20 protein-coding genes are annotated in these 21003 nt (G+C 67.4%); 10 read left to right on the top strand and 10 right to left on the bottom strand.

The window, feature by feature from the left end; translation table 11 throughout:
* Positions 1-89: 89 nt before the first annotated feature.
* From A3M1_RS0112820 to A3M1_RS0112795, 6 genes are all read right to left on the bottom strand, one after another.
* Complete coding sequence (locus A3M1_RS0112820) at positions 90-1976, bottom strand: phage terminase large subunit family protein (RefSeq protein ID WP_018389376.1); 1887 nt, start codon at positions 1974-1976, stop codon at positions 90-92.
* Positions 1969-2457, bottom strand: coding sequence for an Imm7 family immunity protein (locus A3M1_RS0112815; protein ID WP_018389375.1), 489 nt, complete (start codon positions 2455-2457; stop codon positions 1969-1971). Before A3M1_RS0112815 ends, A3M1_RS0112820 begins: the two co-directional genes overlap by 8 nt.
* 484 nt (positions 2458-2941) lie before the next feature.
* On the bottom strand, positions 2942-3271 hold the full coding sequence (locus A3M1_RS0112810) for a helix-turn-helix domain-containing protein (RefSeq protein ID WP_018389374.1): 330 nt from the start codon (positions 3269-3271) through the stop codon (positions 2942-2944).
* Positions 3268-4752, bottom strand: coding sequence for a sugar ABC transporter ATP-binding protein (locus A3M1_RS0112805; RefSeq protein ID WP_018389373.1), 1485 nt, complete (start codon positions 4750-4752; stop codon positions 3268-3270). The genes A3M1_RS0112810 and A3M1_RS0112805 overlap by 4 nt, the downstream gene beginning before the upstream one ends.
* A 9-nt stretch (positions 4753-4761) precedes the next feature.
* Positions 4762-5793: an ABC transporter permease gene (locus A3M1_RS0112800; RefSeq protein WP_018389372.1), complete on the bottom strand. Its 1032-nt coding sequence runs from the start codon at positions 5791-5793 to the stop codon at positions 4762-4764.
* A 255-nt stretch (positions 5794-6048) separates the two neighbouring features.
* Positions 6049-7161 carry a sugar ABC transporter substrate-binding protein gene (locus A3M1_RS0112795; protein WP_018389371.1) on the bottom strand — a complete coding sequence of 371 codons (1113 nt, stop codon included), beginning with the start codon at positions 7159-7161 and terminating at the stop codon, positions 6049-6051.
* Positions 7162-7340: 179 nt separating this feature from the next.
* Here A3M1_RS0112795 and A3M1_RS0112790 point away from each other — a divergent pair, with 179 nt between their 5' ends.
* From A3M1_RS0112790 to A3M1_RS0112775, 4 genes are all read left to right on the top strand, one after another.
* Positions 7341-8009 (top strand): GntR family transcriptional regulator, encoded by a 669-nt coding sequence (locus tag A3M1_RS0112790; protein WP_245261665.1) that lies wholly within the window; start codon positions 7341-7343, stop codon positions 8007-8009.
* A 125-nt stretch (positions 8010-8134) separates the two neighbouring features.
* Complete coding sequence (gene attM / locus A3M1_RS0112785; RefSeq protein ID WP_018389369.1) at positions 8135-8920, top strand: N-acyl homoserine lactonase AttM; 786 nt, start codon at positions 8135-8137, stop codon at positions 8918-8920.
* Between the two features lie 231 nt (positions 8921-9151).
* Complete coding sequence (locus A3M1_RS0112780; RefSeq protein WP_018389368.1) at positions 9152-10765, top strand: GMC family oxidoreductase; 1614 nt, start codon at positions 9152-9154, stop codon at positions 10763-10765.
* A gap of 176 nt (positions 10766-10941) precedes the next feature.
* Positions 10942-11361: an SgcJ/EcaC family oxidoreductase gene (locus tag A3M1_RS0112775; protein WP_018389367.1), complete on the top strand. Its 420-nt coding sequence runs from the start codon at positions 10942-10944 to the stop codon at positions 11359-11361.
* A 66-nt stretch (positions 11362-11427) separates the two neighbouring features.
* Here A3M1_RS0112775 and A3M1_RS0112770 read toward each other — a convergent pair whose 3' ends face one another.
* Entirely contained in the window at positions 11428-12294 is an 867-nt protein-coding gene (locus A3M1_RS0112770; protein ID WP_018389366.1) for a LysR family transcriptional regulator, read from the bottom strand.
* Positions 12295-12751: 457 nt separating this feature from the next.
* Between A3M1_RS0112770 and A3M1_RS0112765 the strand changes: the two genes are divergently transcribed.
* The 5 genes from A3M1_RS0112765 to A3M1_RS0112745 all read left to right on the top strand — a co-directional run bounded on the left by A3M1_RS0112765 (position 12752) and on the right by A3M1_RS0112745 (position 17756).
* The gene (locus tag A3M1_RS0112765) at positions 12752-13810 is read left to right on the top strand and encodes an LLM class flavin-dependent oxidoreductase (protein ID WP_018389365.1); all 1059 of its coding nucleotides are present in this window, start codon (positions 12752-12754) and stop codon (positions 13808-13810) included.
* Positions 13811-13959: 149 nt separating this feature from the next.
* On the top strand, positions 13960-14460 hold the full coding sequence (locus A3M1_RS0112760; RefSeq protein WP_018389364.1) for a flavin reductase family protein: 501 nt from the start codon (positions 13960-13962) through the stop codon (positions 14458-14460).
* A 43-nt stretch (positions 14461-14503) separates the two neighbouring features.
* Positions 14504-15979, top strand: coding sequence for a sodium:solute symporter (locus A3M1_RS0112755; protein ID WP_018389363.1), 1476 nt, complete (start codon positions 14504-14506; stop codon positions 15977-15979).
* Positions 15980-16047: 68 nt separating this feature from the next.
* Positions 16048-16338, top strand: coding sequence for a hypothetical protein (locus A3M1_RS0112750; protein WP_018389362.1), 291 nt, complete (start codon positions 16048-16050; stop codon positions 16336-16338).
* Between the two features lie 89 nt (positions 16339-16427).
* Entirely contained in the window at positions 16428-17756 is a 1329-nt protein-coding gene (locus tag A3M1_RS0112745; protein WP_018389361.1) for an LLM class flavin-dependent oxidoreductase, read from the top strand.
* 19 nt (positions 17757-17775) lie between these two features.
* On the opposite strand, the gene A3M1_RS0112740 is transcribed toward A3M1_RS0112745, so the two are convergent.
* Positions 17776-19059: an MgtC/SapB family protein gene (locus A3M1_RS0112740; RefSeq protein WP_245261884.1), complete on the bottom strand. Its 1284-nt coding sequence runs from the start codon at positions 19057-19059 to the stop codon at positions 17776-17778.
* Between the two features lie 194 nt (positions 19060-19253).
* Between A3M1_RS0112740 and A3M1_RS0112735 the strand changes: the two genes are divergently transcribed.
* Entirely contained in the window at positions 19254-19982 is a 729-nt protein-coding gene (locus tag A3M1_RS0112735) for a hypothetical protein (protein WP_018389359.1), read from the top strand.
* Between the two features lie 15 nt (positions 19983-19997).
* On the opposite strand, the gene A3M1_RS0112730 is transcribed toward A3M1_RS0112735, so the two are convergent.
* Positions 19998-20504, bottom strand: coding sequence for a DUF1993 family protein (locus A3M1_RS0112730; protein WP_018389358.1), 507 nt, complete (start codon positions 20502-20504; stop codon positions 19998-20000).
* Between the two features lie 145 nt (positions 20505-20649).
* Positions 20650-20970 carry a thioredoxin gene (trxA, locus tag A3M1_RS0112725; RefSeq protein ID WP_018389357.1) on the bottom strand — a complete coding sequence of 107 codons (321 nt, stop codon included), beginning with the start codon at positions 20968-20970 and terminating at the stop codon, positions 20650-20652.
* Positions 20971-21003 lie beyond the last annotated feature (33 nt).

Below are 21003 nucleotides of genomic sequence, written 5' to 3'. Positions count from 1 at the left end.
GCTCGTATTGAGCGATATCACGCGATTGAGGATGGTAACATAATGATCGCGCACGATCGTATTGTTGCCGGGGATCAATGCTCTGTCCCTCACCCCACCCAGCTGGACCGCACCACGGCCGGCGCCCGGCGTGGCGCCTCCCCATTGCTCTCCCGTCCCACCACCCCAGCCCGCCGCGCCGCCCCCTCCACCTTCCCCACCATCTCCGCCAGGCTCATGCCGGCGGCATAGAGCCCGTGTAGGGCGGCCGTGGCGTAGACGCGGCAGTCGAGGGGCTCATTACGCACGCCAGGGTCCGGCACCCATTCGATGCGGGCGACGCCGCGCGTGTAGCGGCGCACCGGGCGCTCGGCGACAAGGCCGGTGAACCAGAGATAGTCGCGCTCCGCCGGCCAGTGGCATGCGCCGGGGCCGCCATCGTCGATGCGAAGCCGCGAGAGCAGCCCGTGCTTGAGCGTGTCGACGCCGACAATGTGTACCGGGGCGAGGCTGGCGCTGCGCAGCTTGGGCGGGCGCTTTGGCCAGGGCGGCACGCCCGGCCCGCCACGGCCCTTGATCGCCCATATCCGGCGGTTGAGCCGCTCGGCCGAGAACCGCATCACCTGGTCGGTGCGATGCCCGCCGGAATCGATCGCAACGGCAAGGATGGGAAGATCGGGGATGGCCTTCGGGTGGCGGAAGCGGCGGGCGAGCAGGCGGTCGAGCGCCGCCCATACCTCGGGGCGCGAGGTGTCGCCGTGCAGGATCTCATAGTCGAGCGACCAGCTGGCTTCGCCCCGGCCCCAGCCGACAAACTCCACCTCAATGCGATCGTCCTGGGTATCGACCCCGGCGGTGATGACGGCGACGCCCTCGGGCAGCAGCTCGGTCCATGCCGGGTCGCAGGCCAGGCCGCGTGAGGCGAGACTGTCCGGCGCCAGCGGCGCCATGTCCCGGTCCTCATAGGCCTCGCCGAGCTTGAGGTTGGTCCATGTCTTCAGCCGGGCCGGGTCGCGCTTCGAGGTGAGGAAGTCGGCGGCGATCTCGCCCCAGCTCTCGAAGGGCGAATAGAGCGCCGAGAGGTGGAAGCCGGCGGTAAGGCCGTCGCCCTGCGCCGTGGCGCGCCATTCGCCCTTGGCCAGCATCGCCGGCTTGTCCGCTTCCTCGATCACCCCGCCGCAGGCCTCGCAGGTGTAGAACGCCTTGCGCGGCTCGCCCTCTGGCCAGGTCACGCCGCGCCAGCTCAGCGCCTGGTGCGTGCCGCAGTGGGGGCAGGGCACGAAGTAGCGGCGCTGGTCGCTCTCGGCATAGGCCTTCTCGATGCGCGATACGCCGGCCTCGGTCGGGGTGGAGATGAGGAAGATCTTGCGGCGCCCCCGGAAGGTCACGGTGCGCTGCACCGCCAGCGCCACCGGGTCGCCCTCGCCATCGGCATCCGCCGGGAAGGCGTCCACCTCGTCGAGCACGAGATAGCGGGCCGGGGTGGAGCGCAGGCCCGTGGCGGAGTTGGCGCCGGTCATGATGAGGGCGCCGCCGGGGAACTCCTTCAGCCCCACCGTATTGCCGGGGTCCTTGGAACGGGCCGGGGCGATGCGCGAGCGCAGCGCGGGCGTGCCCTCGATCAGCGGCTCGATGCGGGTACGCGAGTTGCGCCGCACCATGTCGATCGAGGGCCACACGGCGAGGATGAGCCCCGGCGCATGCGCCACCCAATAGCCGATGGCGTTGAGCCCGGCCTCGGTGCCGCCAGTCTGCGCGCCCTTCATCAGCACCACGCGCTCGACGGGCGAGGCGGTGGAGAGGCAATCCATGATCTCGGCGAGATAGGGCACGCGGGAGGTGCGCCACGGCCCCGGCTCGGCATTGGTGCCCGGCAGGGTGCGGTTGGCGTCCGCCCATTCGGTGACGGTCAGCTGCAGCTCCGGCCGCAGCCCCCGCCGCCAGGCCGCGTCGACCAGCTCGGCGGTGAGGTCGGCAAGGTCGAGGGCGTCAGTCATGGTTCACCGGGAAGTGCTGGTCGAAGAAGGCATCCCGACTGCGTTCAATCCGCCCTTTGATCATCCGCATCACCTCGAAGTGCCCTGCGAATGGCGGCTCGTCGTCGCTGTAGAGGTAAGCCACGCCATAGGTCGCCGGGGCGATGCGGCCGATATCCTCCAGCAGGTGAAGCTGCCGCCGGAGGATGTTCTCCGGGACGTGGTTGCGCTCGAAGTTCAGCGAGGTGATGAATCCGTCCGATGTTCCGATGAAGGCGAGGCCATCGCGGATCTTGCGCACGCTCATATCGACGGGGCCGGGCTCCAGCACCCGGATCTCATTGTGGGTGAGGTGCTTGAAGATACTGTCTTCGACCGACTGCTGCAGCCGCTCGACGAGGGCGCCGCCCCGCTCGATAGGGGCGTATTCCTCGTCGCTGCAGGGCTCGTGACCCAGCTTCTGGCCCGGCGCGCTGACAAGCCACATGTGGTAGCTGAACATCTCGGCTCCCCGGTTCGGCGCGCATGTGCGCGCTGGTGATGCAATCATTGCTCGTCTCTCCTGGGCACCAATTGACCGTCCGAGACGGTTCTGGGACTACCGAAAAGCCGCTGAAACCGTTTGGTTTCGGCGGCTTTTTCGTTGGGCTCGCTGCGGCGTCAAATCTGTCGCCGTCCCGCGCGATCGATTGGCATGCCGCGGTTCCGCTGGCTTATGTGTCGGCACAGAGCCAGGCCAGCTCACCAGCCGCCATACTGGTCATCACGCCTTCCGGGGTGGGGAAACGGGCCGTTGCACGCTGCGCGCGCGATCACGACCGCTGTAGTCCGACGCCATGTGGACTTCCTCCGGCCCGTTGCACGCCGCGCGCGCGATCGGCGTTGCCCGTCGGTGGACGGGCGCCGCCCGCCGCGACGCAGCCGCTTGCGGGTTGAGGCCGCGCACGCAGAGAGCGGCCCGCGCGGCGCGCGCGGCGTCCTTCCCGTCACTCCGCCCTCGGAAGCTCCCGCGACCGATCCGCCAGCCCCTCGACGCCCTCGGCATTGTAGCGGGCGATCCAGTTTTGCAGGGTGCGGGTGCGGACATGGGCGCCGGCGGCCGCCTCGGCGAGGCTGGCGCCAGCGAGCACATGGGCGACGGCGCGCATGCGCAGCGAGGCGCGCAGACTGGGCGTCCGGCGGGCGAGCAGTCGCAGCGCGTGGGCGCTGATGTCCGTGCGGACGGCAACCTCATTGCCGGGCCGGCCGGCTCGGGCGCGCGCCTCCTCCGCCGGGCGCGCCCCGGCCTGTGGGCGGGCATCCGGGGTGGAGGTCACGCCACCTCCGACGCCAGGGTCGCCGCCAGCAGCGAATCGCGGTCGAAGCCAGCGCGCGGCCGCTCCACCGCCACGCGGCCGGAATGCACGACCATGATCCGCTCGCTGAGCGACAGCAGTTCATTGAACGAGGTCGACATCAGGATGATGGCGGCGCCGTCGCGAGCCATTTCAAGCATGATCTCGTAGATCTGGCGGATGGCGCCGACATCGACGCCGGAGGTGGGCTCGGAGAAGATGTAGATCTTCTGGTCCCGGCTCAGCCATTTGCCGATCACGGCCTTCTGCTGGTTGCCGCCGGAGAAGTAGCGCATCTTGATGCCGGGCGCGGCGGGATAGACCTGCAGCCGCTCGATCACCCGTCGTCCGCTGGCGAGTATGTCGGCCGTGCTCACCATGCCGAAGCGCGAGAGCCGATCGAGAATCGGCAGCGAGACGTTTTCCGCCATGGTGAGGTTCGGGAACAGCGCCTGCTTGCGCCGGTCTTCCGGAATCAGCGCCACGCCGATGTCGAGCGCGTCGGAGGGGCTGTCGATGCGCACGGGGCGCCCCTCGGCGAAGATCTCACCGTGATAGGCGATGAGGCCGCTCAGCGCCTTCTCGATCTGCTCCATGCCGCCGCCAATGGGGCCGGTGATGCCGAGAATCTCGCCACGATGGACGCGGAAGCTGGTCGGGCTCAGCTTGGCGGTGCCGAGCGCCTTCACCTCCAGCGCCACTTCCGGGCGGGCGAAGCCGGGATTGGTGATCTCAAGATCCGAGGCCGAGCGGTTGACCATGAGCCGGGTCACTGCCGCCTCGTCGATCTCGCCGCGGGCGAGCGTCGCCACCACCCTTCCGTCGCGCAGAATGGTCGCCCGGTCGCACAGCAGTTTCACCTCGTTCAGCCGGTGCGAGATGTAGACGATGGTCAGCCCTTCTGCCTTGAAGCGCCGAATGAGGGCGAACAGAAGCTCGCTCTCGCGCCCGGACAGCCGCGCGGTCGGTTCGTCGAGAATGATGACCTTGAACTTGCGATGGAACAGCGTCGCCAGCGTCAGCATCTGCATCTGCGCGGCGGTGAGCGCGCTGGCGCGGGCGGCGGGGTCGATGTCGAGGCCGATGCGGGACAGGATGTCCCGCGCCTCCCGCTCCATCGCCCGGCGGTCGATCCAGCGCCGCTCGCTGCCCAGCAGCAGGTTCTCCGCCACCGTCATGTTCCAGGCGAGCTCGGCGTCCTGATAGACCGCGCCGACGCCGGCATCATTGGCGGCCTTGGGCGAATGGCCGTGGAACGGCGCGCCCTCGATGCGGATCTCGCCGCTCGACGCGGTGTAGACGCAGGTCAGGATCTTGATCAGCGTCGACTTGCCGGCGCCGTTCTCGCCCAGCAGGCCGTGGATTTCCCCGCGGTCGAAGGACATGTCGATGCCCTTGAGAACATGGACACCGGAGAAGTCTTTCCGGAGATCGCGGATCTCAATGATGGGACGCGCATCCATGATCGGTCCTCAGATGAAGCGGAGATGAAGTTCTTCGCGATTGAGCAGCGCATTGGTGCCCACGGCCGCCAGCAGGACGAAGCCGTTGAAAATGTTGCGCGCGGAACTGTCGACGCCGAATTGGGTCATGCCGTTCGACACCATGTAGAGGAAGAACACGCCCAGCAGCGTGCCCAGCACGTGCGGCTTGCCCTTGCCCAGGATGGTGGCGCCGAGGAAGACGGCGGCGAAGGCTTCCAGCAGATAGCCCGCGCCTCCGGTCGGCTGCGCCGAGGACGAGGTGGAAGCGAGGAAGATGCCGGCGATGCCGCAGAACAGCGCGCTGAGCACGAAGCTCGAAATCACCCAGCGATAGACGGGAATGCCCGAATAATAGGCCGCCAGCGGGTTGTCGCCCACCGCGTTGATGTAGTGGCCGATGCGCAACCGGTTGGCGATGATGAAGGCGATGATGAAGAAGACGAACAGGAAGACCGACTTCACCGCGATGAAGCCGTAGCGGCCCTGGCCGAGCCAGCGGAAGAAGTGCTCGTCATAGCCCACCGCCACCTGGTAACCGCCGGTCAGATATTGATTGCCGCCTTCGAGCAGAAACATGACGCCGATGGTGCCGACGATCCCCGAAATGCGGAACCACGTCACCAGCACGCCATTGGCCAGCCCGATCAGCATCGACACCAGCAACGCGACGATGATCGCGGCGGGCGCGCCGAGAACCGGAATGCACAGCGCGCAGACGATCGAGGACGTAGTGACGATGGTGCCGATGGAGAGATCGAAGCTTCCCGCCGCCACCACGAAGGTCAAGCCCATGGACAGCAGGGCGCAGGTGAACATCGAGAACAGGATGTTGTTGATGTTCGACACGGTCAGGAAATAGGGCGAGGCAAAGGAGAACGCCACGGCGACCAGAAGAATGACGAGAATGGTTCCCCACACCCGCAGGAAGCGCACCAGGGGGTGCGACGTGTCGCGCCCGGCGGCCTCGGAGCGCGAGGGGGACGCGCCCGCGGCGGGGGCCTGCTGCTCAGCTATGGTCATGGTCGTTCCTCTTGAATCATCCATCCCGGGCCGGGCATCGCGTGGTCGTCACGGACGCCCGATGGATCATGGCGCGCCAGCGCGCCAGGGTGCTCGCGGCGTGACGCGGGCTGCCGGCCTCTCAGTGCGGGCACCGCGCCCCGGCGATCCGACGGCGGCGCCGGATCGCCTGAAGGGCCGCGCCGCGACGGGCGAGGCCCGGCCCGTGCGCGACGGCAGTGCTGCCGTCGCGACGCGCCTCTCGTTTCCTAGACCTCAGCCGCCGAAGGGCTTGAGATAGGCGATGGCGGCGGCGTCCATGGCGCGGATCTCGTCGAGATATTTGGCGGCGTCCTGCGGCAGGATGGTCGGCACCGGCACGTAATCGACGTTGTTGGGCACCTTCTCGCCACGGCCGAGCTGCAGCGCCAGCTTGCCGACGCGCTCGCCGATGGTGTGGTAGGGCACATCGGTGGAGAAGACGACGGGCACGTTGCCGGAAGCGATGCCGGCGAGCAGTTGGTCCGAGGTGTAGTGGTTGTACAGCTTGATGTCGTCGCGGCCCATCTGCTGCATCGCCTGCGCCGCGCCGATGGTGAGGGGCCACCACCAGGACATGAAGGCGGAAATCGAGCCCGGCTTCGGATTGGCCTGCAGCAGGGCGAGCATGTTGTCGCGGCCCTTCGAGATCTGGTCTTCCGTCGACACCGAGCCGGAGATGAACGGCAGCATCTTCATGCGCGGCTCATAGGAGGTCATCAGCGACAGCATGTCCGCTTCCTGATCGAACGGCGTGTAGAAGCCGCGCGCTTCGGCGGTCTGGGCGATGGTGCCCTGGCGACCCAGCATGTTCTGCATGTGGTAGCCGATGGTCATCGCCGTCGCCCAGGTGTTCTCGCTCACCGCCGGCGAATCCTTCACCGTGACGACGAAGCCGACCGTCTTGATGCCGCGCTTGCGGGCCTCGTCGACGATGTAGGCGGTCTCGGATTCGAGCGAGTAGATGCCAAGCACGAGGACGTTGATGTCGCGGTCGAGCAGGGCCAGCGCCGAGCTCTGCTCGGAATTCTTCGAGGGCTCGCCGCGCACCGTCACCAGCTCGCCACCACCGTCGGTGACCGTCTGGGCGATCTTCCAGCAACCGCGCCGCCAGGGCTGGTTGAACGGGCCGTAATTGAGGCCGAGGCCGACGCGGACCTTCGAGCCCTGGGCACGCACGATGCTCGGCATGGCGATGCCGGACGCCGCCAGCGTGGCAAAGCCGACGCCGGCGCCGACGCCGCCGAGCAGGCTGCGGCGGGTGACGCCCGACGCGGTGCCCGGGGTCACGTCCGGTGTTGCTTCGGCGGCCTCGATGGGGGCGCCGTTCTCAGTGTGATGGGTGCTCATTGTTCCTCCCAATGCGCTCATGGCTGTCGACCGGGCTGTTGCTCAGCCTCTGGCAGCCGGTATAGGGATTATCGATAATCCCGTCTATAATTTTTTTCATGATGCGCTCGATGTTATTGTCGAGCGAATTGACAACCAGCGGTTCTTGTCGCTAGCGTCACCGGGCAATGGAGGGTTCGATGCCGTCGTCCCAAGTCATGAGACGGCCCAGCGGTATGGGCGCCGAGGAGATCTACGAGATCCTGCGCCGCGACATCGCGCTCGGGAGACTGATGCCGCGTCAGCGCCTGGTCGAAAGCGACCTGTGCGAGCGCTTCGGCGCGACCAACCACAATGTCCGCCGCGCCTTCGACCTGCTCGATCGCATCGGCGTCATTGAGCGCAAGGCCAATCGCGGCGTCGAGGTGCGGGCCCTGTCGGCGCGCGAACTCCAGGACCTCTACGACATCCGCTCCATGCTGCAGGCCGAGGGCGTGCGCCGGCTGGATGTCGAGCGGCTGGACGAGCTGGCCGACCGGCTGACCGTCATCAACACCACCTATGAGCAGGCGCTTAAGGAGGGCCAGATCGAGGCCGCCGTCGACGCCAACGACCTGTTCCACACCACCCAGTTCGACTACTGCAAGAATGCGGAACTGGCGGCGCTGCAGCTCAATTATTGGCTGCGCGCCTCGGCCATCATCTCACGCGCGCTGATCGAGCAGGGCTCCTCGCTGAAATCGCTGCAGGATCACTGGGACATCATCGCCGCCATGCGGGCACGCGACATGGCCCGGCTGGAAGAGCTGACCGTGACCCACATCCGCCCGCCCCTCGCCGCCTATATGCGCGTCTACGGCCTGTACTGAGCGACGGTCGGCACGGGACAGCGGCACACCCACACGAAGCGCCAGGCGCTTCCAACAAGAACCCGGCGGCGCGGGACGCCTCTCGCGCCGCTGCAATGAAAATCTCGCTACACGTGGAGGAAGCAATGAGCGACGCCATTCGGCTTTATTTTTTCCAGACCGGACGCATTCGCCAGAAGGAAGTCGACATTAAGCTCGGCTACGGCCAGGAAGATTTCTTCACGCCCATTCCCTGGTTCTTCATCACCCACCCGCGCGGCAATGTGGTGATCGACGGCGGAACGGCGGTCGAGGCGGCGCTGGACCCGGAAGGGCACTGGGGCGCGCTGACCAACAAATACTACCCGCTGATGGACCCGGAAGACGGCTGCGTGAACCGGCTGAAGCAGGCCGGCTTCGATCCGGCGGACGTGAAATACGTCATCCATTCCCACCTGCATCTCGACCATACCGGCGCCTGCGGCAACTTCCCCAACGCCAAGCATATCGTGCAGCGGCGCGAATATGAGTGGGCGTTCAGCGCCGACTGGTACATGAAGCTCGGCTATGTGATGAAGGACATCCTCAAGCCGGGGATCGAGTGGGAGTTCCTGGAGGACGAGGACGGCTTCGACCTCTATGGCGACGGCGTGATCCAGACCTACCAGTCGCCCGGCCACAGCCCCGGCCATCAGTCGATCATGGTCCGCCTGCCCAATTCCGGCCCGATCCTGCTCGCCATCGATGCCGCCTACACGTTCGAGCACTGGAACGACAAGTGCCTGCCGGGGGCCCTCACCTCGGCCATCGAGGTCGCCGCCTCGGTGCGCAAGCTGCGCCGCCTCGCCGAACGGGAAAACGCCATGGTGGTGCCCGGCCATGACCCCGATTCCTGGCCGAGCTTCAAGAAGGCCCCGGATTTCTACGACTGAGCGGCCCGGCCGGGCGCGTCCTTGGGGCGCGTCCTGTCACCCCGTCCCTGCGCCTGCCATTCGCCCCCCTGCGCGCCTCGGCGCATGGTTCGGCGAGGGCTGCCTGCGCCCGCGCGCCCCGCCCGGTTGACCTGAGCGGGGCGCGGAACCAGCCTGCCGGTGCGCGCCAGAGCGGCGCACACCGAACGGTTGTTTCACGCCGAACGGGCAACTCCACTGCGGTCAAGTCCCATGAAGACGACCTACGACTACATCATACTCGGCGGCGGCACGGCGGGCTGCGTGCTGGCGAACCGTCTGTCGGAAAACGGCCGCCACAGCGTGCTGCTGCTGGAGGCCGGCGGCGAGCCGACCAGCCCGTGGATTCACATTCCCGCCGGCTTCTCCAAGCTGCTGATCGACGCCAAGTTCAACTGGAAATTCGTCTCGGAGCCCGAGCCGGGCACCGCCGGGCGCTCCATCGCGATTCCGCGCGGCAAGGGCCTTGGCGGCTCCTCGCTGATCAACGGCATGATCTATGTGCGCGGCCAGCCAGGCGATTTCGACAAATGGGCGCAAGGCGGCGCCTCGGGCTGGAGCTTCGCCGATCTCGTGCCCTATTTCCGCAAGGTCGAGGCCTTTGACGGCGCCGAGGGCGAGACGCGCGGGCGCGAGGGCAGGCTGGCGATCACCGAGGTGGCGCTGCGCCCGCCGCTGGCCGACGCCTTCATCGCCGCCGCCCGGCAGGCCGGCCACGGCCTCAACAGCGACTATAATGACGGCCACCAGGAAGGCTTCGGCTATTACCAGGCCACCCAGCGCCACGGCCGCCGGGTCTCCGCCAAGACCGCCTATCTCGATCCGGCGCGCGGGCGGCGCAATCTCGACATCGTCACCGGCGCCCATATCCTCAAGGTCGATCTTGAGGGCAAGCGGGCGGTCGGCGCGACCTTCCGCCGCCAGGGACAGACGCTCAGCGTGCGCGCGGGGCGCGAGGTCATTCTGTGCGCCGGCGGCGTGCAGACCCCGCATCTGCTGGAGCTCTCCGGCATCGGAAATCCCCACCTTCTCAAGGCGCTCGGCATTGAGGTGGTGCAGGCGCTGGCCGGGGTGGGCGAGAACTACCAGGACCATTTCTGCACCCGGATGAACTGGCGGGTCAGCCAGCCGATCACCCTGAACGAACAGTCGCGCGGGGTGCCGCTGGCGCGCTCTGTGCTGCAGTATTTCACCTCAGGGCGCGGCATTCTCTCGCTCGGCACCGGGCTGGCCTTTGGTTTCATCAAGACGCGGCCGGGCCTCGAAGACGCCGACGTGCAGCTCTATTTCATGCATGCGAGCTATGCCGATGCCTCCAAGCGCATTCTCGACCGCCAGCCCGGCATGACGATCGGCGTCAGCCAGCTGCGGCCGGAAAGCGTCGGCTCCATCCATTCCCGCTCCGCCGACCCGCTGGAGCCCCCGGCCATCCGGCCGAACTTCCTTTCCTCGCAGGTCGATCTCGACACGATGCGGCGCGGCATGCAGATGGCCCGCGACATCGTCGACCAGCCGGCGCTTCGCCCCTACGTGACGCATGAGATGAGCCCGGGCGCCGGCTGCCGCAGCGATGCCGACTGGGACAGTTTCACCCGCACCAACGGGCAGACGATCTACCATGTCAGCGGCACCGCCAAGATGGGCACAGATCCTTCCGCCGTCGTCGATCCGGCGCTGCGGGTGATCGGGATCGCCGGCCTGCGCGTCGCCGACGCCTCGATCATGCCGGCTATCGTCTCGGGCAATACCCAGGCCGCCGTCTATGTCATCGCCGAAAAGGCGGCCGATCTCGTTCTGCGCGACGCCCAAGCAACCGGCGGCAGCTGACGCTTCGCGCGACCCGCGAAGCCGCAGCCTGGAGGAAGACACGCCACGACACCGACCGCGCAAACCTGCGCGGAACGTGCGTTCACCAAAGACGATCCCGATACGCGGCGGCGCATGGCGTCCGTTTTCCGCGCGGGAGTCGTGCGCCATCAACAAGCATAGACGGGGGAAGCAACATGTCGCTGTTATCGGTCACGAACGATGTTGAAACACGCTGGAATGCGGCAGCATCACCGTGGGATGCCGCAGCCCTGGCCGATATCTACAATGATGATGCCCTGTTCTTCGGGCTTCTCCCCGAGTTCTTCGTCGGCCGGCGCGCCATCGAGGCGTATTTCTCCCATTATGTCGGGCTCTATAGCGGCGTGAGCCTGAGCCTCGTCGATCAGGAAATCCGCGAAATCTCGCCCACCATCGTGGCCGCGCAAGGCTTCGGCGAGATCCGCAACACCCATTGCGACGGCCTCGTCGTGTCGTCGCGGGTCCGCACCTCGCTGGTGATGACACGCTCCACCAAGGGCTGGGGCATTAGCCTGCACCATTTCTCCCACATTCCCGCCAGCTTCCCCAGAAAGGCACTGCCGGCCGAGGCGTAGACGCGGCTCAAGCGTGATGTCGGCCCCCTCCGGCCGCATACTGCCTAGGGATGAGTGGATGCGCCCTTAGCCGGCGAAGCGGGCGATCCCGGCGGCCAGGCCGTCCATGTCGCGCTCGCGCAGCGCGAACAGCCAGTAGGGCAGCGGGATCGCCAGGCTGCCGATGCGCGCCACCCTCCCCGCCTCCAGATGGGCGCTGGCCGCCCGCTCGGGCAGCACAGCGAGGTGAAGCCCAGCCCTGAGCAGCGAGAGCACCGCCGAGGTAGAGGCGAGCCGCAGCTTGGGGCCGAGAAGCCGGCCGGGGTCCAGCCGCTGCGCCGTCAGCCCGGCGGTGATCGTCGGCGTCAGGTCGCTCTGTTCCCAGACCAGCGGCGCGTGATCGGCCAGCTCGCGCCAGCCGACATCCGCCGGCAGGCGCTGGGCGAGGGTCGGGTGGGCGCAGACGATCAGCGTGTCGGCGAAGACGCGGGCGAGCCGGAACTGCGGGTGGCTGGGCATCACATTGGTAATGCCGACATCGGCGCTGCCGCGCATGACCAGGGCGGTGACGTCGTCCACCCCGGCGCGCAGCAGGCGCAGACCCGGAAAGTCCTCGCCGCCGGCCGCCGTCATCTCCGGCATCCAGTGATCATAGGCATGGCCGGTGCAGGCGGCGATGGCGAAGGCGTCGAGCGGGCGCCGGCTCTCGATGCGCAGGATGGTCAGTTCCACGTCGCGCAGAATGCGCTCCGCTTCGCTCAGCAGCACCTGCCCCGCCTCGGTGAGCACCAGCCGCCGCCCTGTCCGATCAAACAGGGCGACATCGTGCTTTTCCTCCAGCTTCTTGATGCAGACGCTGACGGCCGACTGGGTGATGCCGAGCCGCTCGGCGGCATGGGTGAAGCTGCCGTAATGGGCCGCCTCCAGAAAGATCTTCATCTGCTCGAAGGTCACGCCAACTCTCCGATCACGCCAGATCTCCCTCGCCGGCTGTCCCTGTGCCGGATCGCCCGCCCCCCCGGGGCGTGGCGGCCGCGTTCACATTCGGGCCACCCCGTGGGCGCCGCTGCTGCCAAATCGATCAGCCCGGCGCGGCACGATGAGCCCGACTCATCTTCCTCAACCGGAACGATGATGTCGACGTCGATCCATTAGTAATATTCCGACTTCATGAACTGAATATATGGCCGCGCCTGTTCTGCACTTTAGATACTCATCTAACTGACTATTATCGTTCATCTCAGCCCAAATTTTCGGCATTTCATTATTTCGGCGCCCGCTTCGCTTTCTTGGCGCACCGCTTGCCATTGAAGGACACAGCGCAGAAGTCGCGAGGGAAGCGGGCGAACCGGGTTCGCCGCCTTCCCCGCGCCGAGCGCGCGCGTCGCAGGGTGAACGGGTGAGTGGACACATGGAAATCGGCATCTGGCTTCCGGTCTATGGCGGATGGCTGCGCTCGCGGGACGCGCCCACCGGGCCGGACGTGGCCGCCTGCCTCGCCATCGCGCAGCAGGCCGAGGCACTGGGCTTTGATTTTCTCTACGCCTCCGAAAACCTGCTCAACTGCATCCATGGCCCGCGCGAAAGCGTCGCCGACGCCTGGACCATCCTCGCCGCCATCGCCGCCGTCACCCACAAGGTCGGGCTGTGCGGCGCGGTGAAGCCGGGCTTCCGCTCGCCCTTCCTGGTCGCCCGCATGCTCGACACCCTCACCCGCATCTCCGAGCGGCGGCTCGGCATGAACATTGTCTGCGGCTGGTGGCGGGAGGAATTCGATCTCTCCGGCGTCGACTGGCTCGACCATGATGGCCGTTATGACCGGGCCGCCGAGTTCCTGCGCTCGCTGCACGGGCTGTTCAACCCGCCCGCCGAGGCAAACGCGGCCGGCGGGACGGAGGAAGCCGGGCTTGGCGAGCCGCCCAATTATGGGCTCGACCCCGCCGCCCTGCCGGAAGTGTGGATCGCCGGCCATTCCGATCGCGCCATCCGCATGGCGGCGGAGTGGGGGCACTGCCTGTTTCTCAACGGCATGGGCGACGACGACCTCAAGCGGCACATCGACAATGCCCGCCAGGAGGCCAATCGCTGGGGCCGCGAACTGCTGATCGCCGCCAATGCCTATGTCATCGCCACCGACACGACGGAACAGGCGCGGCAGCGGTGGAAATCGGTGGTCGCGCGCCGCAACCCGGACACCATCGCCTTCTTCCGCGAGGTGATCGGCGCCTCGGGCGCGGCCGCCTGGGCCTCGCTGAGCGAGGACCAGATGGTCGATTCCAATGCCGGCTTCGAACTCGGGCTGATCGGCTCGTTCGAGGACATCCGCCAGCGTATCCCCCGGCTGGAGGCGCTCGGGGTCAACCGCATCGTCTGCCAGTTCGACGACCCGATGCGGGATGCCGGGCCGTTCATGAAGCACGTCATCCGCCCGCTGCGCCTGGCACGGCCGCTGGAAGTTGCCGAGAGATAGAAATTTATATATTACCTATAGATTATATCTTTAACCTCATGAGGCTTCCCCATGTTCCTCCCCCCGCTCCGCCCCAGCCTGCCCGCCGGCCCCGCCCTTGCCGCGCCCTGCGGTGCGGGAGTGCCGTGCGACGCCGGGAGGAACGGGCGATGACCGACGATGCCCACGACATCACCCGCGGCTTCAAGGATGTCTTTAGCCGCCTCGCTTCCGGCGTGTGCGTCGTCTCGTTCTGGCGCGGCGAGAGCGTGCACGGCTTCACCGCGACCTCGGTGACCTCGGTGTCGCTGGCGCCGCTGCGGGTACTGTTCTGCCTGTCGCGCGGCAGCGACAGCCATGCCTGCCTGCGGCCGGGGCTGCCGGTCGGCATCTCGGTGCTCCATGCCGAGCAACAGGCCCTGTCCGAGCGCTTCGCCCGCCGCGTCGGCGAGAGCAATGCCTATGGCGATATCCGCCTGTCCCCGGTCATCCGCCACGCCCCGGTGCTCGATGGCGCCATCGGACAGATCGCGGCGCGCGTGGCGGAAATCATCCCCTCGGGCGACCACTCCATCGTGCTGTGCGACGTCACCGACGCGCACGCATCCAGCGATGGCGAACCACTTCTCTACTGCAAGAGAACCTACCACCGCCTTCACCACAGCCTCTAAACCTGCGGAGAATATCGCAATGGACAAATCACTATTTGCGTCTATGCCGAGTCTCACGCCGACGCTCGGCTTCGCCTCGATGATCGGGCTGGGGCTGTTCTCGCTGGCGCTTTCCTACGCGGTGAAACTGCTGCTCGTGCGCAACACGCACGACTTCATCATCGCCGACCGGCGCGTCGGCTTCGGCTTCGGCGTCGCTTCCGTCATCTCGGTCTGGACCTGGGCCATGGCGGTGATGATGAGCTCGGCCATGACCTTCCAATGGGGTCTGTCCGGCCTGTTCTGGTTCGTGGTGCCCAACGGCCTCGCTGTCATGGCGATGATCCCGTTCGCGCGGGTGCTGCGCAAGAACATGCCCGAGGGCTACACGATCTCGGAATTCATCCAGTACCGCTTCTCGAAGTCCAAGGTGGCCACCGGCATCGTCACGCTGACGATGATCTTCGGCATCGTGCTGGAGATCCTGATCAACCTGAAGGGCACCTCGCTCGTCGTCTCCACCGTGTTTGGCATCGATTGGCGGGTGGCGACCGTGGTCGGCATCGTCTGCGTGCTCACCTATTCCTATTTCGGCGGGCTGTGGACCAGCGTGATGACCGGCACGCTCAACACGCTGATGATCACCGTGCCGGCGGCGATCGTCGTCGCGGCGGTGTTCGCCACCGTTCCGGGCGGCGCCGATGCGGTGTTCGGCGCGGTGAACACGGCCGGGCCGGAATATCTCTCGGTGCTGCGCCCCGAGGCGGCGGCGGGCTTCGGCATCACCCTCGCCTTCGGCCTGCTGGCGGCCACCGTCTCCGACCAGACCTTCTGGCAGAAGGTGTGGGCGATCAAGAGCCGCGATGTCGGCCGCACCTTCCTCTGGGCCGGTGCGCTGTTTTACCCGATCCCGATCTGCCTCGGCATGCTGGGCCTGGTCGGCATCGCCTATGGGCTGACGCCGGCCGATTTCGGCGGCGACATCGCGGCGGTGGGGCCCTACATCGTCTCCCATATCGGGCTGCCGCTGACCCTCGTGCTGCTCTATGTGCTCGTCATCCTCGCCGCCTGTTACTCCACCATTGACGGCGCCTCCTCGGCCCTGTCGTCGATCGTCGCGGTGGACATCGTGAAGCGCTATTTCCCCAGCGTCTCCGAGCGGCTGCTGTTCCCGATCACCAAGATCTCGGTGCTGCTGGGCGGCCTCGTCGCCACCATCATCGTGCTGTCGGGCGTCGACTTCACCACGCTGGTGCTCACCACCTACGCCCTCAAGACCTCGATCCTGCTGCCCCTCGTCTTCGCCATTCTGTGGCCGCGGACCAACACGCTCGGCTTTGTCGGCGGCATCGTCGCCTCCATCGCCATCGGCATGCCGATCTATGAATGGGTCGGGGAACTGGCGGGCACGCTTTCCATCGTCGCCATTGGCGGGCTCACCGTGGTCGTGTTCGGCATGCTGGGCGGCAAGGATTTCGACGTCACCAGCCTGCGCCGCGTGCGCGACGAGATCGCCAGCCCGGTTCCGAGCGCCGAGTGAGACAGGCCGCGCCGCCGCGCCGGAACGCCGCGCGGCGGCTGTCACCCAACCCCCAGGAAGGATCGAACATGTACACGCTCATTGTCGTCCTCGGTATCGCGGCGGCTCTCCTGTTCCTCGCCGGCTTCTCGCGCGGTCTGCGCAACGCGGTTCTTGAATACAGGCGCGGCAAGCCGGAGCCGACCGAGGTCCCGGACTATAATTATGTCGGCGTGGCCGCCGTCTCGGTCGTGCTGTCGGCAGGCTTCATCGCGCTCGCCGGTGTCGCCCCGATGTGGATCTATGCCGGGCCGCTTTTGGTGCTGGGCACCGCCGCCGGCATCGGGATTGCCTTCTTCGTCGAGCGCCCGAGCGTCTGACGCCGGGCACCCGCCCCTCCGACAAGTGCGCATGGCCGTCACCCCACGGCCATGCCCGTTTCATGACCTTCCAGGCGCGAGGCCCGACCATGACGACAGCGACCAAGAAGCACGCCCATCTTCTCGGCTTCATCCAGCACGGCGTGAACAGCCACGCCACCGGCATGTGGCGGCACGCGCGCGACAAGGTTGAATGGAACTTCGCACGCCCGGAATACTGGCAGCACATGGCGCGGACCATGGAGCGCGGCCTGTTCGACGCCATGTTCATCGCCGACGAACTGGCGCCCTACAACACCCATGAGGACAGTTCCGACGCCATCGTGAAATGGGCGGTGCAATGCCCGACCCACGAGCCCTCGACCATCGTGCCGATCATCACCGGGGCGACAAAACATCTCGGCGTCGGGGTCACACTGTCCACCGCCTTCGAGCACCCCTATTCAATGTGCCGGCGGCTCTCCAGCCTCGATCACCTCTCCTCCGGCCGGGTGGCGTGGAACATCGTCTCTTCCTATTCCAAGAGCGAATGGGACGCCTATGGCCAGCCCATGACCGACCGCAGCGGGCGCTATGAGCGGCTCGAAGAATATATGGAGCTTTGCTACAAGCTCTGGGACTCCTGGGAGCCCGGCGCCATCATTGCCGACAAGGCGAGCGGCATCTATGCCGACCCGGACAAGGTGAAGGTCGTCTCCCACGAGGGAAAATACTACAAGTGCAATGGCCGGCATTTCTGCGCGCCCTCGCCGCAGGGTCGGCCGGTGCTCTGGCAGGCCGGTTCCTCCGGCCAGGGGCGCGACTTCGCCGCCAAGCATGCCGAGGCGATCTTCGCCGTGCATCCCAATGTCGAGCGGATGAAGGGCTACGCCAGCGATCTCAATGAGCGCCTGTCGGGAAAGTACAACCGCGCCCCCGGTTCGGTGAAGCTGATCTATGGCCTGCAGACCGTGGTGGCGGAAACCCGCAGCGAGGCGCAGGAGAAATATGAGCGCATCCGCGCCTGCATCCCGCCCGAGGGCGCGCTGGCCTGGATGTCCGGCCATTTCGGCCTCGACTTCTCCAAATTCGCGCCCGACGCCATCGTGCAGAACATCGAGGTGCCCGGCATTCAGGGCCTGTTCGATTCGATCATCTACGCCAAGGGCGGCGCGCCGGTCACGGTGAAGGAGGCGGCGATGATCTATGCGCAGGGCATGGGCATGCCGGTCGCCATCGGCACGGCGGCCGACATCGCCGACCAGATCGAGCACTATATGGACGAGGGCGGCGCCGACGGCTTCATGCTGGCCGCCACCTACACGCCGGGCTGCTTCGAGGAGTTCGTCGATCTCGTGGTGCCGGAACTGCAGCGGCGCGGCCGGCTGCGCACCCGCTATCAGGGAACGACGCTGCGCGAGAACCTGCTCGAAAACTAAGCGCCGGAAGGACCAGACCTCACCGTAGCAGCAGCGACGCCCCCGCCGCCAGCAGGGCGAGGGCGCTCGCGCCGGCCAAGGCGAGCGCGAAGGCCCGCGTGCCCATAAGGCCGGCATAGGCCACCTTGGCCAGCATGTTGGCGAGAACGGCAAGGCCGAGCGCCCGCGCCGCCACGGCGGGATCGAGCGTCGGCAGCATGCCGGCCACCGTCACCGTCACCGCGTCGACATCGGCCAGCCCGGCCAGCGCCGAGGCGGCATAGAGCCCGCCATCACCCCAGAGCTGGCTCGCCACCCGCGCCGCGAAGGCCACGCCGACCAGCAGCAGCGCCATCTTGAACACCGAGGCGAGGTCGAACGGGTTGCTCGGCTCGGGTTTGCCTGGCGCGGCCGTGTTCGGCTCGGGGTTCGCCGCCTGCACCGGAGAACTGGCACGCGCCAGCAGCAGCGCGCCGGCGAACATCGCGGCCGCGCCGGCCGCCAGCGGCAGCAGCAGACGCTCCGCCAGCGAGGGCAGCACAGCCACCACGAGGAATCCGGTCCGCAGCAGCGACACGCCGCCGGCGCTGACCGCCCCGGCCGCCAGCGCCCGCACGGCGGGGCTCTGCCGCGAGCGGCGGGCATTGGCGATGGTGGTGGCGGTGGACGAGATCAGCCCGCCAATGGTGCCGGCGACCAGCTCGCCGCGCGTCGCTCCCAACAGCCGCACGGCGATGTAGCCGCAGAAGGAAATCGCCGCGAGCACGATGGCCATGATGAGGATCTTGGCCGGCGAGACGCCGCCGAACGGCCCGATCGGTTCCGTCGGCACGATGGGGCGCAGCACGAAGGCGAGCGTCAACAGGATGAGGGCCGAGCGCAGTTCCACCCAGCGCAGCCGCCGGATCGCCCGGTGCAGGAATTCCCGGCTGGCGAGGATCACCGCCAGCACCACCCCGCCAGCCGAGGCGAGCATCGTGTCGCCGATCAGCGCCAGCGCCCCCAGCGCGAAGGTCAGCATCGCCGCCACGACAGCCGTGGCGCTGAAGCGGTGCTCGGCGACGCCCTCACGGTACTGGAACAGCGCGAACACCGCCGTCAGCGTGACCAGAAACCCCACCAGGACGAGGCCCGGCAGCGCGCCGGGTTGGGCCAGCAGGTGCTCCAGCAGCCCGGCAAGGCCGCCCAGCATGCCGATGAGGGTGTAGGTGCGGATGCCGGCGGTGCGGGAGCCCTCGTCCTCGTCGCGCTCGCGCCAGTGGCGTTCCACCCCCACCAGCGCGCCGATGGCGATTGCCAGGGCCATGCGCTGCAGGATTTCCATCTCGTCCACGGCACGACCTCGCGCACATGCGGCCCTGCGGCCGCCCGCCGGACTATCCGCCCGAGGCAGGCCCTCCCACAAGGAGGAGCACTACGCACGGGGCCCCAGTTGCCCCCGCGCGATGGCCTCGACAGTTCAGCCCGTTTGCGCCATGTCCTGCGGCGGCGCTGCAAGGGGTCCGCGAGGGAAGCGTGATGCGATTTCAGTTGAGGACTGCGGCGGGACGCGGGCTCGGGCTGCGGCACCTGCTGTGCGCCGGCCTTGTCGTCGCCTTCGCCGGCCTGCCGGCCCGCGCCGAGGAGACGCCGGCCTGGCCGGACAATGCCGACAGCCGCCTCGCGGCGCTGGCGCTGGTGCAGACGCTCAATGCCGATCTGCTCAGCCATGCCAGCGCCACGCTGACGCTGGACCGCTGGTGCGCCGCCCATCGCCTCGCCGACAAGCCGATCATCGTCGCCGACCGGGTGCGGGGGCAGGACAAGCCGGCGGGCGCGGAGATCCGTGCCCTGCTCAAGGTCGATGCGCAGGAGCCGGTGCGCTACCGCCGGGTGCAACTGCGCTGCGGCGACAAGGTGCTCTCAGAAGCCGACAACTGGTATCTCCCCGCCCGGCTGACCGCCGCCATGAACGAGACGCTGGAGACCACCGACACCTCCTTCGGCCGGGTGGTGAAGCCGCTCGACTTCCGCCGCACCACGCTGGCGTCGCGCCTGCTGTGGCAGCCACTGCCCGAGGGCTGGGCGATGGGCGCGAAGCTGCCGCCGCCCGGCCCCGGCGCGCTCGCGATGCCGGCCTTCCTGCTGGAGCACCGGGCGGTGCTGACGCTGCCGGACGGCACCCCGTTCAGCGCCCTGGTGGAGAGCTATACACGGCAGGTTCTGGCCTTCCCCCCGCCCGTCGGCCCGCCCGGCGTCGCCGAGTGAGCCAACGCCGAAGCCTCAGAAAGCGCCGAGATAGTCCATCTTGCCCACAGGCACGCCCTCGTGGCGCAGGATGTCGTAGGCGGTGGTGACGTGGAAGAAGAAGTTCGGCAGCGCGAAGGTCAGCAGATAGCTCGACCCGACGAAGTGCCGCTCGCCGCGCCGGGACTTCTGAACAATCTCGCGCGTCTCGCTGCCCTTGAAATCGGCCGGGTTGACGCTGGCGAGATAGTCCAGCGTCGCGGCGATGCGCTGGTGCAGTTCCTCGAAGCTGGTCTCGGTGTCGGGGAAGCTCGGCCCGGTGGTGCCGGTCAGGCGCGCGGCGGCGAATTTGGCGGAATCGCACGCGCTCTGGATCTGGCCGGTCAGCGGGAACATGTCCGGGGCGAGCCGCGCGGCCGCCAGCTCGCCAAGATCGATGCCGGCGGCCGCGGCGTGCTCCTCGCCCTTGCGCAGAAGCGCGTCGAGATTGCCCAGCGCGCGCTGGAAGACGGGAACGGAGGCGTCAAACATGGACAGCGACATGGAAGTCTCCAATTTCAAGCGGACAGGATAAGATCGTACACGCTATATCCTCGTCCTGTGACATCGGAAAGCGTGGCGGCCGAAACGAAAAACCCCGGCTCGGAGGACCGGCCGGGGTTGATCGGGATCAGGTGAAAGCGGGCGATCAGATCGCGCTGTTCACCCATTGCAGCATCTTCGCCTTCGGCGCCGCGCCGACCTGGCGCGAGGCCAGCTGGCCGTCCTTGAACAGCAGCAGGGTCGGGATCGACATGATGCCGTACTTCGAGGCCGTCGCCGGATTCTCGTCGACGTTCAGCTTGACGATCTTCACCTTGTCGCCGAGTTCGCCCGCCATTTCGTCGAGAACCGGGGCGACCATGCGGCAGGGCCCGCACCATTCAGCCCAGAAATCGACGATGACGGGAGCGGAGGAGTTCAGCACGTCGGACTCGAAGCTCTGGTCCGAAACCTTTTCGACGCCCATTGGACACCTTTCACGAATCTAGGAAATTCAGGA

It is taken from the genome of Ancylobacter sp. FA202, assembly GCF_000380205.1.
GTDB lineage: Bacteria > Pseudomonadota > Alphaproteobacteria > Rhizobiales > Xanthobacteraceae > Ancylobacter.
The sequence above is the reverse complement of the archived record's forward strand: the minus strand, read 5'-3'. Positions and strand labels throughout refer to the sequence as shown.